At 70.1% G+C, this 11,612-nt stretch carries 9 protein-coding genes; 7 read left to right on the forward strand and 2 right to left on the reverse strand.

The annotated features are described in order from the left end of the window. Window positions 1-37: 37 nt before the first annotated feature. Window positions 38-1,105, forward strand: a complete 1,068-nt coding sequence (locus AC07SQ_RS12855; protein WP_095744207.1) for an adenosine deaminase — start codon at window positions 38-40, stop codon at window positions 1,103-1,105. Here AC07SQ_RS12855 and AC07SQ_RS12860 read toward each other — a convergent pair. Beyond that, window positions 1,066-2,379 carry an MFS transporter gene (locus AC07SQ_RS12860; protein ID WP_495270992.1) on the reverse strand — a complete coding sequence of 438 codons (1,314 nt, stop codon included), beginning with the start codon at window positions 2,377-2,379 and terminating at the stop codon, window positions 1,066-1,068. The two genes, AC07SQ_RS12855 and AC07SQ_RS12860, sit on opposite strands and share 40 nt — an antisense overlap. A 106-nt stretch (window positions 2,380-2,485) precedes the next feature. Between AC07SQ_RS12860 and AC07SQ_RS12865 the strand changes: the two genes are divergently transcribed. The 3 genes from AC07SQ_RS12865 (at window position 2,486) to AC07SQ_RS12875 (ending at window position 7,020) form a co-directional block, all read left to right on the forward strand. Then, window positions 2,486-3,439: a LysR substrate-binding domain-containing protein gene (locus AC07SQ_RS12865; RefSeq protein ID WP_495270991.1), complete on the forward strand. Its 954-nt coding sequence runs from the start codon at window positions 2,486-2,488 to the stop codon at window positions 3,437-3,439. An 88-nt stretch (window positions 3,440-3,527) separates the two neighbouring features. Continuing rightward, complete coding sequence (locus AC07SQ_RS12870; protein ID WP_369631878.1) at window positions 3,528-4,337, forward strand: helix-turn-helix domain-containing protein; 810 nt, start codon at window positions 3,528-3,530, stop codon at window positions 4,335-4,337. 121 nt (window positions 4,338-4,458) lie between these two features. Beyond that, the gene (locus tag AC07SQ_RS12875) at window positions 4,459-7,020 is read left to right on the forward strand and encodes a penicillin acylase family protein (protein WP_495270990.1); all 2,562 of its coding nucleotides are present in this window, start codon (window positions 4,459-4,461) and stop codon (window positions 7,018-7,020) included. On the opposite strand, the gene AC07SQ_RS12880 is transcribed toward AC07SQ_RS12875, so the two are convergent. Further along, a complete protein-coding gene (locus tag AC07SQ_RS12880; RefSeq protein WP_495270989.1) occupies window positions 7,010-8,269 on the reverse strand; it encodes an MFS transporter in 1,260 nt (419 codons plus the stop codon). The two genes, AC07SQ_RS12875 and AC07SQ_RS12880, sit on opposite strands and share 11 nt — an antisense overlap. Window positions 8,270-8,443: 174 nt before the next feature. On the opposite strand from AC07SQ_RS12880, the gene AC07SQ_RS12885 reads away from it, so the two are divergent. The 3 genes from AC07SQ_RS12885 to AC07SQ_RS12895 all read left to right on the forward strand — a co-directional run bounded on the left by AC07SQ_RS12885 (window position 8,444) and on the right by AC07SQ_RS12895 (window position 11,576). Next, a complete protein-coding gene (locus AC07SQ_RS12885) occupies window positions 8,444-9,391 on the forward strand; it encodes a GlxA family transcriptional regulator (RefSeq protein ID WP_495270988.1) in 948 nt (315 codons plus the stop codon). Between the two features lie 103 nt (window positions 9,392-9,494). Beyond that, entirely contained in the window at window positions 9,495-10,328 is an 834-nt protein-coding gene (locus AC07SQ_RS12890; protein ID WP_495270987.1) for an SDR family NAD(P)-dependent oxidoreductase, read from the forward strand. A gap of 132 nt (window positions 10,329-10,460) precedes the next feature. Beyond that, a complete protein-coding gene (locus AC07SQ_RS12895) occupies window positions 10,461-11,576 on the forward strand; it encodes a BMP family ABC transporter substrate-binding protein (protein WP_495270986.1) in 1,116 nt (371 codons plus the stop codon). Window positions 11,577-11,612: the final 36 nt, after the last annotated feature.

Genomic DNA, 11,612 nt, shown 5'->3' on the forward strand with positions numbered 1-11,612 from the left:
TGCTGTGCGCGATCACAACGTCGATTTTCCACGCCCCATGACCGATTCCAGCCGCCCCCTGTTCGACCCGAGCTTCGCGCAGCGCATTCCCGCCGAACGCCTGCCCGAGCTGCTGCGCGCCATGCCCAAGGCCGAACTGCACATGCACATCGAAGGCTCGCTCGAGCCCGAGCTGATCTTCGCGCTCGCGCAGCGAAACGGTGTCTCGATTCCGTATGCCAGCGTGGAAGAGCTGCGCAAGGCCTATGCCTTCACCAACCTGCAGACCTTTCTCGACATCTACTACGCCGGCGCCAGCGTGCTGCTCAAGGAGCAGGATTTCTACGACATGGCCTGGGCCTACCTGGAGCGCGCCGCCGCCGACCACGTGGTGCACACCGAGATGTTCTTCGACCCGCAGACGCACACGGCGCGCGGCGTGTCGATGGAAACGGTGGTGAACGGCCTGCACCGCGCCTGCGTCGATGCGCTGCCGAAGCTGGGCGTGAGCGCCTCGCTCATCCTGTGCTTCCTGCGCCACCTGAGCGAGGAAGAGGCCTTCGAGACGCTGGAGCAGGCACTGCCGTACCGTGACAAGTTCATCGGCGTGGGGCTCGACTCGAGCGAGGTCGGCCACCCGCCCGAGAAGTTCGCGCGCGTGTTCGCGCGCTGCCGTGAACTGGGCTTTCACCTCGTCGCGCACGCGGGTGAAGAAGGCCCGCCGGCCTACGTGTGGAGCGCGCTCGACGTGCTGAAGGTCGAGCGCGTCGACCACGGCGTGCAAAGCGCCAAGGACCCGGCGCTGATGAAGCGGCTGGCGCAGGACCGCATTCCGCTCACCGTGTGCCCGCTGTCGAATCTCAAGCTGTGCGTGTTCCCCGACCTGTCGCAGCACAACCTGGGCGCGCTGCTCGACGCGGGGCTGGTCGCCACCGTCAACTCGGACGACCCGGCCTACTTCGGCGGCTACATGAACCAGAACTTCACGCAGACCTTCGCCGCCACCGGCCTGGGCGTGCAGCAGGCCTGGCAGCTCGCGGCCAACAGCTTCGAGGGCAGCTTCATCGACGCGGCGGCCAAGCGCGCCTACGTCGACCGGCTCAACGCCGTCTTCGCGACCTTCTGAGCCAGCTCTGCCGTGCAGGCGCCGGGACCGGCGTCGCGGCGCGGCACGAGCAGCGGCATCGCCACCAGCGCACAGGCGCTGGCCGCCAGCCACACGACCGGCCAGCCCTGCAGCGCCAGCAGGTGCGGAATCGAGAAGGGCGTGACGAAGCACACGAGGAACACGCTGGTGTTCGCCATGCCCAGCGCGGTGCCGGCGCGCGCCGCGCCGGCCAGCGTGGCCAGCTCGGTGTACGCCACGCCGTGCCAGGCCGACACGCACACGCCGCTCACGGCCAGCAGCGCGATCAGCGCCAGGCGCAGCGGTGTGGAGGGCGCCTCGGTGCCCGCCGCCATCACCAGCGCGGCCAGGCCCGCGAACAGCAGCACGCTCAGTGCGCTGCAGGCGCGCAGGTAGGCCGGGCGGTTGCGGCGGCGGTCGGTCCAGCGGCCGCTCCACACGCGCATCGCCATCGCGCCGACCTGCACGAAGACCATGGCGGCGGTGATCGTGCCCAGGCCCACGTGGCCGAAGTCGTGCAGGAACACCGTGCCGAAGGACAGCACCGCGAACTGCGGCGCGCACAGGATGCCGATGCCGGCCACGATGCGCCACACGCGCACATCGCGCAGCGGGCCGGTCTTCGGCGCCGGCGTTTCCACGTTCGCATGGCGGGGCGCCACGGGCGGCTCGTGCACCCAGGCCCAGCTCATCGCCGCGCTCAGCGCGCACAGCAGCGCCAGCAGGCCGTACAGCGCGGCAAAGCCGAAGTGCAGCGCCACGAAGGGCAGCACCAGCGCGCCGATGCCGCCGCCCATCGGCACGGCGGTCTGGCGGATGCTCATGGCCAGGCCGCGCTCGCTGGCGTCGAACCAGGTCATCACTGCGCGCCCGCTGGCACCGTTCACGCTGCCGCCGAGCAGGCCCACCAGCAGCAGCCCCGCGCCCAGCACGCCGAGGCCCGGCACGTGTCCGGCGCCCGGCGCGGCCCACAGCGCCATCGCGACCAGGGCGATCGCCGTGCTGCCCAGCCCGCCCAGCAGCACGGGGCGGTCGCCCCAGCGGTCGGTCAGCAGGCCCCAGGGCAGCTCGCTCACGGCGATGCCCAGGCCCATGAGGCCGAGCACCAGGCCGAGCGCGGCGTTGTCCAGCTGGTAGCCGGTGCGCATGAGCACGGCGGTCATGGGGATGCCGCTGAAGGCGACCGAGAAGGCCGCGTTGGCGGCCACGCCGGCGGCGAGCACCTTCCAGCGGTGGCGGGGCGACAGCGGGGTGGAGGAGGGCGAATGGGTCATGTTGCAGCGCAGTGTCCGCCGCTGCAAAGGTTTTGAAAATCAGAAAATAATGAGTGGATCGTCCTGAAATTCAGGATGATCGAGAAGCCTCATGCAAGGACCCGCGATGACCCAGGTGATGTTCGATCTCGACGTGCTGCGCACTTTTTCCACCGGCATGGCGCTCGGCAGCTACGCGCGCGCGGCCGACAAGCTGGGCCGCTCGACCTCGGCCGTGAGCGCGCAGCTCAAGAAGCTGGAGTCGCAGGCCGGCACCGTGCTGTTCCGCAAGGAGGGCCGCGGCCTGGCGCTCACCGATGCGGGCGAGACGCTGCTGGCCTACGCGCACCGCATGCTCGAGCTCAACGACGAGGCCAGCGCCGCCCTGCGTGGCGCCGACCTGCAGGGCTGGGTGCGGCTGGGCCTGCAGGAAGACTTCGGCGAGACGCTGCTGCCGGCCGTGCTCGGCCGCTTCGCGCGCGCCCATCCCAAGGTGCGCATCGAGGCCAGCGTGGCGCGCAGCGGCGAGCTGCGCGAGCGGCTGGAGCTGGGCCAGCTCGACCTGGCCCTGGCATGGGACGCGGGCGACCAGCCGCTGTCGCCGCATGCCGAGCGCGTGGCGCGGATGCCGCTGCTGTGGATCGGCCCCACGGCGCCCGAGCGCGTCGATGCGCCCTGGTGGACCGAGCGCGAGCACCGCGCGGGCGTTCGCGCCGCGAAGAGCAAGGAGCCGCTGCCGCTCATCATGCTGGACGCTCCGTGCCCGCTGCGCGAGATCGTCATCACCGCGCTCGACCGCGCCGGCCTGCCGTGGCGCCGCGCCTTCGGCAGTGCCAGCCTGGCGGCGCTGTGGGCCGCGACCTCGGCCGGGCTGGGCCTGACCGTGCGCACGCCGTTCGGCTTGCCTGCGCAGGTGCGCGCGCTCGACCGTGCGGTGCTCTCGCTGCCGGCGCTGCCGCAGATCTCGCTCGTGCTGTACCGCGCGCAGGCGCGTGCCGAGGCCCCGGCGAGCCGGCTGGCCACGCTGCTGCTGGAGGCCGTGCGCCAGCATCTGCAGCTCGAGACCGTGCAACCCCGCTGAGCGCAGGCCCTTGCGCGGGCCGCCGCCGCGATGCGTGAGAATCCGCCGCTGGAGACAAGTACAAGAGACAAGACCCAAGCGAGACGGCATGACCACCACGCGGCACAACTCCCTGCACCTGTGGGACGACAGGTTCCTCTACATCACGCCGGCGATCCAGTCGGGGCTCACGGCGCGTTCGTCGGCCACGCTGCTGGCGTCGGTGAGCGGCCATCCCTTCACGCTGGAGGCGGTCGACGGCACGCGCGTGCGCTGCACCGCCGCGCTGGTGGGGCCGCACGTGTCGCGCCGGCTCGACGTCGACGGCTGCGGGCTGCTGTCGCTCAACCTCGACCCGGCCTCCAGCGCCTACCGCATGCTCTCGCGGCACCTGGGCGGCCACGGCATTCAGCCGCTCGACGCGCGCCGCTTCGGCCGTGCGCGCGACGACTTCGAACCGGCGCAGCACGGCGCGCTGTCCGACCGGCGCCTGCAGGTGCTGAGTTCGAAGCTGGTCACGTCGATCACCGAGTGCCCCGAGCTGCAGGCCGTCATCGACCCGCGCATCGACCGCGTGCTGCAGGCCATCCGCACGCATGCGGGGCAGATCCCGCTGCGCGAGCTGTCGGCGCTGGCCTTTCTTTCGCCCGACCGGCTCACGCACCTGTTCGCGCAGCAGGTGGGCGTGTCGATCAAGCGCTATGCGCTGTGGACCAAGGTGCGCCGCACGGTGCAGCAGTTCACCGCGCGCCGCCCGCTGACCGACGTGGCGTTGGTCAGCGGCTTCACCGACGCGGCGCACATGAGCCGCACCTTCCAGCGCTACTTCGGCCTGTCGCCGTCCTTCCTGTCGAACCAGGTGCGCGTGACGGCCGACGAGCAGGCCTCGCACGCGTGGGGGCGCGGGCTCGCGCACTGAGGCGCCTTCGAAGGTCTCCAGGCGCGGCGCAGGACAGCGGCTGCGTTCAAGCCCCGGCACGCCGGCGTGCCTAAGCTGTGCGGTGCTCCGCCAAGAGAGCGCCCATCCAACTGGAGACAGCATGAGACCTCGGACTTTCCTGCGCGGCGCAACGCCGCGATCACTCTGGCTTGCGCTCGTGGCCGCAGCCGCACTGACCGCCTGCGGTGGCGGCGGAGGCGGTGGCAGCAGCAGCTTTCCCTTCTTCCCCGGCACGGGCGGCAATCCGCCCGCAGAGAACAACGCCTACAAGGCCGAGATCCGCCGCACCACGATGGGCGTGCCGCACATCAAGGCCGCCGACTGGCCCGACCTGGGCTACGGCTACGGCTACGCGCAGGCCGAGGACAACCTGTGCACCATGGCCGACTCGTTCCTCACCTACCGCGGCGAGCGCTCGCAGTACTTCGGCGCCGACGCGAAGCTCGTGGCCGGCAGCACCATCGGCCTGCCGAAGAACATCGACGCCGACTTCTTCCACCGCCACGTCATCTCGCCCGACGTGCTGCAGCAGATGATCGGCGCGCAGGCCGATTACATGCAGCGACTGGTGGAAGGCTTCGCCGCCGGCTACAACCGCTACCTGCGCGACGTGAGGGCCGGCGGCAGCGCGCACGCCGCCTGCCGCACCGAAGCCTGGGTGAAGCCGATCACTGCCGAAGACATCTACCGCCGCATGTACGCGACCAACCTCGCGGGCGGCTACAGCAATTTCCTGGCGCACATCGCGAACGCGACCCCGCCCGTGCCCGCGGCGCCGACGAAGGTCGCGGCACGCAGCACCAGCAACAGCAAGAAGAAAGAGCCGCCGCTGCAGCTCGCCGCGCGCGATCTCGCCGTGCCCTTGCAGGTCGGCGGCGAAGAGGGCGTGGGCAGCAACATGATCGGCTTCGGCACCGCCGCCACCGGCGACGCGAGCCCGCTGCTGTTCGGCAACCCGCACTGGTACTGGCGCGGGCCCGACCGCTTCTACCAGGCGCAGCTCACCATTCCGGGCAAGCTCAACGTGAGCGGCACCTCGTTCCTGGGCATTCCGGTGACGCTGATCGGCTTCAACGACAACATCGCGTGGAGCCACACGGTCTCGACCGCCAAGCGCTTCGGCTTCTACGAACTGCAGCTGGCCTCGGGCGACCCCACCAGCTACATGCGCGACGGCAGCGCGGTGAAGATGCAGGCCCGCGAGATCACCGTGCAGGTGAAGCAGGCCGACGGCAGCGTGGTGCCGGTGACGCGCACGCTCTACAAGTCCGAGTACGGGCCGATCGTCAACCTGCAGTACCTCAGCGACAAGCTGCCGCCGTGGACCACCACCATGGCCTACGCGATGCGCGACATCAACGACCAGAACTTCCGCACCTTCCGCAACTGGCTGCGCTGGAGCCAGGCGAAGTCACTCGACGAGTTCATTGCCATCCAGCGCGAAGAAGCCGCCATTCCGTGGGTCAACACCGTGGCCGTGGGCCGGGGCAGCGCCAAGGCCTGGTATGCCGACATCGGCGCGGTGCCCAACGTGTCGGTGGACCAGATGGCGACCTGTTCGAGCAAGAGCCCGGTCGGCGGGGCGCTGCAGGCCGTGCCGGCCCTCGCACGCGTGCCGGTGCTCGACGGCTCGCGCAGCGCCTGCGACTGGCAGACCGATGCCGATTCGGCGCAGAAGGGCGCGCTGAGCGCCGCCCGCATGCCCAGCCTGCTGCGTGACGATTACGTGGCCAACATGAACGACAGCTACTGGCTGGCGAACCCGAAGGCGCCACTCACCGGCTTCCCGGAGATCATGGGACCGGCCGGCACCGACCCCGTGAGCTTCCGCACGCGACTGGGCCACCTGCTCGCGCAAGGCCGCATCGACGGCACCGACAGCCACGGCGCGCGGGGTGCCACGCCCGACACCGTGAAGCGCATGGTGCTCGACAGCCGCGCGCTGACGGCCGAACTCTTCAAGATGCAGGCGCTGCCGCTGGTGTGCGCGAAGTCGACCATCAACGTCGTCACCGATCCGCTGACCAGCGAGGCCATCGGCCGCGACATCGATGTCTCTGCAGCCTGCAGCGCGCTGCAGGACTGGAACGGCACCGGCGTTGCGGGTGCGCGCGGTGCGCATGTGTGGGACGAGTTCTGGAGCCGCGCCTCGCGCATTCCGGCGGCCGACCTGTACAGCGTGCCCTTCAACCCGGCCGACCCGGTCCGCACCCCGCGTGACCTGAAGCCCGCCGCCGCCCCCGCGCTGCAGCAGGCCTTCGGCGCCGCCGTGGCGCGCGTGCAGGCCAGCGGCTTCGCCGAGAACGCGGCGCGCGGCGACTACCTGTTCGCCACCCGCAGCGGCCAGAAGATCCCGCTGTACGGCGGCTGCGGCGGCCCGGGCTACTTCACCATCGCCTGTTCCGAGAACCGGCTCGACAAGGGCGGCTACACGATGGATCTCAACCCGAACGGCAACAGCTACATGCACATCGTGCGTTTCCCCGAGGGCGGCGTCGAGGCCCACACCTTCCTGACGTTCTCGCTGTCGGACGACCCGGCTTCGGCGCACAACGCCGACTACACCCGGGCCTACAGCGCGGGGCAGTGGCTGAAGGTGCCGTTCTCCGAAGCCGAGATCAAGGGCGACGCGGCCTACCGCAGCGCCGTCGTCAGCGAGTAGCCGACGACGAGGCCGCGCGCTGCGCGATCCAGTTCCACCCGGCACCTGCGGCCATGAGCACGCAGGTGCCGAGGAACACGGCGCGCATGCCGATGTGCCCGCCCGCGAAGCCGCCCAGCAGCGGGCCCGCCACCTGGCCCGCGTACTGTGCCGAGGTCGAGTAGCCGAGCATGTTGCCGGCCACGCGCTCGGGCACGTTGTGGCGGATCACGCTGGCGATGCAGGGCAGCAGCCCGCCGAGCGACAGCCCCATCAGGAAGCGCAGCACCACCAGCTGCCAGCCCGACGTGACGAAGGCCTGCGGAATCAGCAGCAGCGCCGACACCGCGAGGCAGCCGACGATCACGTTCCAGTGCCCCACGCGGTCGGCCAGCTTGCCCAGCCGCGAGGCCGAGAGGATGCTGCCGAGCGCGGCGGCCGACATCACGAGGCCGGCCATCATCGTCACGCGCTGCGGGTCGTCGATCAGCGTGGCGACGTAGACCGTGATGATCGGCTCGATCGACATGTTCGCGAGCATCAGCAGCATGCCGGTGAAGAGCATCGCGACCAGCGGGCGCTTGTCGGGCACGGCGGCCCAGCCGGTGTCGTCGGAGGCGCCGCGCTGCTTCGATGCGGAAGGCGCCTTCTTCTCTTCACGGATGAGAAAGGCCGTCGCGAGAAAGGCAACGAAGATCATCGCGCCCGCCGCGAAGAAGGTGTTGCGGATGCCGACCAGCGGCGGCAGCACCCCGCCCACCAGCGGCCCCACGAGGTTGCCCGCCATGATGGCCGACGACATCGTGCCCAGCGCCCAGCCGGTGCGGTCCTTGGGCGTCTGCGTGGCGACCAGCACCATCGAGCCCGAGGCGTACCCGCCGAGCAGCCCCGCCAGCAGCCGCAGGCCCACGAGCTGCCACACGTTGGCTGCCAGGCCGATCAGCGCCATCGCCACGGCCATGCCGAGGCTCGCGCGGATCAGCATCGGCTTGCGCCCGTAGCGATCGGCCAGCCGGCCCCACAGCGGCGCGACCAGCGCGGCGCTCAGGAAGGTGGCGCCATAAGCCGCGCCGGACCACTGCACGATGGCCGCGTGATCCTTCACGCCGAGCTGCTCGACGTACAGCGGCAGGAAGGGCAGCAGCAGTGTCATCGCGATGATGGTCGTGAAGGAGCCGAACATGCAGACGGCGAGGTTGCGCTGCCAGTGTGCGTGGGCGCCCGGTTCGGCTGCAGGGGCGCCGGCTGTCGTTGTCGTCGGGTTGGTCATGGTGGGAACGCCCATTGTGGGACGACCCGCGCGGGCTGGCGCTTGCCGATTGGTGGGGGCACCCATCGCGGCGCGGGAAGGGCGCAGGCCGTATCCCTCCCGCTGGCGCGGTGGGACGGGTTGGTCTAGCCTTGTGTCTGCTGCTTCAAACAACCCTCTTTTCAGGACATGGCCATGAAACGCATCGGCATGCTCGTCTTCCCCGGTTTCCAGATCCTCGACCTCGCTGCCATTGCCGCGTTCGAGCTCGCGAACATCCATGCCGGCAAGCCGGTCTACCAGGTCGAGCTGCTGTCGGAAGAGGGCGGCCCCGTGACCAGCTCGTCGGGCGTGGTCACCGACAGCAAGCGCTTCGGCACGGGGAAGTTCGACACGCTGGTGATGAGCGGCGCGCTCTTCATCGCGCCCACGTCCGAGAAGATGTGCCGCTTCCTGCGCGCGGGGCTGCGCAACGCGCGCCGCGTGACCAGCATCTGCACTGGCGCCTTCGGGCTGGCGGATGCGGGCCTGCTCGACGGACGCCGGGCGACCACGCACTGGTCCTTTGCGGGCGAACTGCAGAAGCGCCATCCCGCCGTCAAGGTGCAGCCCGACCGCATCTTCATCAACGACGGGCCGGTGTGGACCTCGGCCGGCATGACGGCGGGCATCGACCTCGTGCTGGCCCTGGTGGAAGAAGACCTCGGCGTGGAGGCGGCACGGTTCGCGGCGAGGAAGCTGGTCGTGTACCACCGCCGCGCGGGCGGGCAGTCGCAGCATTCCGCGCTGCTCGAACTGGCGCCCAAGTCCGACCGCATCCAGAAGGCGCTGGTGCATGCGCGCGCCAACCTGCGCGAGACGCTGTCGGTGGACGAACTGGCCGAGGTCGTGCACCTCAGCCCGCGCCAGTTCAGCCGCGCCTTCAAGGCCGAGACCGGGCAGTCGCCGGCGCATGCGGTCGAGAACCTGCGCGTGGAGGCGGCACGCGCGCTGATCGACGAGGGCAGCCTCGCGCTCGGCGTGGTCGCCCGCGAAACGGGCTTCGGCGACCCCGAGCGCATGCGCCGCGCCTTCCTGCGCACGCTGGGGCATCCGCCGCAGAGCGTGCGCCGCGTGGCCCGTCGGGAGGCCGCGACGGCTTGAGCAGCGCATGTCCTGAAAGGTGGCTTATATGACATTTACGCCATCGCCTTGCAGGAAGAGACTTCTCCCCACGGCCACACACCCGTGGCGACGAAGGAACTCCATGACTGCAACCCAAGCAAATCCGAACAAGGGCACGGCCCTCATCACCGGCGCGTCGTCGGGCATCGGCGCCGTGTACACGGACCGTCTCGCGCGACGCGGCTTCGACCTGATCCTGGTGGCGCGCAACCGCGAGCGCCTCGCCGCGCTGGCCGCGAAGCTCTCGGACGAGACCGGGCGCAAGGTCGAGGTCCTTCCGGCCGACCTGTCCGACCGGAAGGACATCGCGTCCGTGGAAGCCGTGCTGCGCACCCGCGGCGACATCACCCTGCTGGTGAACAACGCCGGCTTCGGCGCCGCCGGGCCGCTGCTCGGCTCGGACATCGACAAGATGGAGGACATGATCGAGCTCAACGTGAGCGCGCTCACGCGGCTCACCTATGCGGCCGTGCCGGGTTTCGTCGAACGTGGCGTCGGCACGCTGGTGAACATCGCCTCCATCGTGGCGATCTCGCCCGAGACGCTCAACGGCGTGTACGGCGGCACCAAGGCCTTCGTGCTGGCACTGAGCCAGTCGCTGCAGCACGAGCTGAAGGACAAAGGCGTGCGCGTGCAGGCGGTGCTGCCCGGTGCGACAGCCACCGAGTTCTGGGGCGTCGCGGGCGTGCCGATGGCGCACCTGCCCAAGGAGATCGTGATGACGGCGCAGGACATGGTCGACGCGGCCCTTGCGGGGCTCGACCAGGGCGAGCAGGTCACGATTCCGGCGTTGCCCGACCTCGCCGAGTGGAATGCGTTCGACGCGGCGCGGCGTGCGATGTCGGGCAGGTTGTCGAGCACGGCGCCGGCGGCGCGCTACCGGGCGAACGGGGCGGATGTGGCGGCGCGGGCATGACACCTGTGCCTGCGTGGCTGTGGGCGGCGAGCAGGGCTCGCTGAGCCCCGACGCTTAAAATCTCCACCCCGCAGCAGGGCGTCCCGGCCTGCTGCGGGGTTTTGCTTTTCCGGGGCCATGTAGAGGACCACCATGTACAAAAACCTCGCGGGCCGCGCCGTTCTGGCGCTGGCAGCCGCTTGCTTTTTATCTCCCGCCCTGTCCCAGACCGCGCCGCCGAAGCCTCCCCTGGCGAAGGATGCGCTGAAGGTCGGCTTTGTCTATGTCACGCCGGTCACCGATGCCGGGTGGGTGCGCCAGCATGAAGAAGGCCGCAAGGCCGTCGAGGCCGCGCTGGGCCCCCGCGTGAACACCGTCTTCGTCGAGAACGTGCCCGAAGGTGCCGACGCCGAACGCGTGATCCGCGACCTTGCGCAGCAGGGCAGCCAGCTGATCTTCACGCCCAGCTTCGGCTACATGGAGCCGACGCTGAAGGTCGCGAAGGACTTCCCCGGCGTGAAGTTCGAATCGATCACCGGCTACAAGACCGCGCCCAACGTCGCCACCGCCAACGCCCGCTACTACGAAGGCCGCTACCTCGCGGGCATCGCGGCCGGGCGCATGACGAAGACGAACGTGGCCGGCTACGTCGCGGGCTTTCCGATTCCCGAGGTGCTGCAGGGCATCAACGCCTTCACGCTCGGCATGCGCTCGGTGAACCCGAAGGCCAAGGTGATCGTGGTGTGGCTCAACGAGTGGTTCGATCCGCCCAAGGAGCGCGACGCGGCGATGGCGCTGTTCAACCAGAACGCCGACGTGCTCGCCTTCCACACCGGCTCCACCGCCGTGATGGCCGCCGCGCAGGAGCGCGGCAAGATGGCCGTGGCCTACCACTCCGACATGCGCAAGATCGCACCCGACGCGCAGATCGTCGCGGTCACGCACCAGTGGGGCGGCTACTACACGCAACGCGCGAAGGCCGTGCTCGACGGCACCTGGAAGAGCGGCAACCTCTGGGGCGGCGTGAAGGAAGGAATGATCCGCGTCGGCGACTTCGGCACGAAGGTGCCCAAGGCCGTGCAGGACGAAGTGCTGGCGCGCCAGCAGGACATCGCGGCGGGCAAGCTGCAGCCGTTCCGCGCGGTGGCGGCCGATGTGCGCGACAACGAGGGCCGCGTCGCGATCGCCAAGGGCACGCAGCTGACCGACGAACAGATCCTGCAGATGAACTGGCTGGCCGAGGGCGTGCAGGGGCGGGTGACGCGCTGAGCGCGGCCTCTTCCCCCCGCCTGAAGAGAGCGTTGC

This window comes from Variovorax sp. GW821-FHT06D12 (assembly GCF_059419205.1).

Coding starts and splice junctions, on each gene's coding strand:
- AC07SQ_RS12855 (WP_095744207.1), top strand. CDS start 38: ATGACCGATTCCAGCCGCCCCCTGTTCGACCCGAGCTTCGCGCAGCGC.
- AC07SQ_RS12860 (WP_495270992.1), bottom strand. CDS start 2,379: ATGACCCATTCGCCCTCCTCCACCCCGCTGTCGCCCCGCCACCGCTGG.
- AC07SQ_RS12865 (WP_495270991.1), top strand. CDS start 2,486: ATGACCCAGGTGATGTTCGATCTCGACGTGCTGCGCACTTTTTCCACC.
- AC07SQ_RS12870 (WP_369631878.1), top strand. CDS start 3,528: ATGACCACCACGCGGCACAACTCCCTGCACCTGTGGGACGACAGGTTC.
- AC07SQ_RS12875 (WP_495270990.1), top strand. CDS start 4,459: ATGAGACCTCGGACTTTCCTGCGCGGCGCAACGCCGCGATCACTCTGG.
- AC07SQ_RS12880 (WP_495270989.1), bottom strand. CDS start 8,269: ATGACCAACCCGACGACAACGACAGCCGGCGCCCCTGCAGCCGAACCG.
- AC07SQ_RS12885 (WP_495270988.1), top strand. CDS start 8,444: ATGAAACGCATCGGCATGCTCGTCTTCCCCGGTTTCCAGATCCTCGAC.
- AC07SQ_RS12890 (WP_495270987.1), top strand. CDS start 9,495: ATGACTGCAACCCAAGCAAATCCGAACAAGGGCACGGCCCTCATCACC.
- AC07SQ_RS12895 (WP_495270986.1), top strand. CDS start 10,461: ATGTACAAAAACCTCGCGGGCCGCGCCGTTCTGGCGCTGGCAGCCGCT.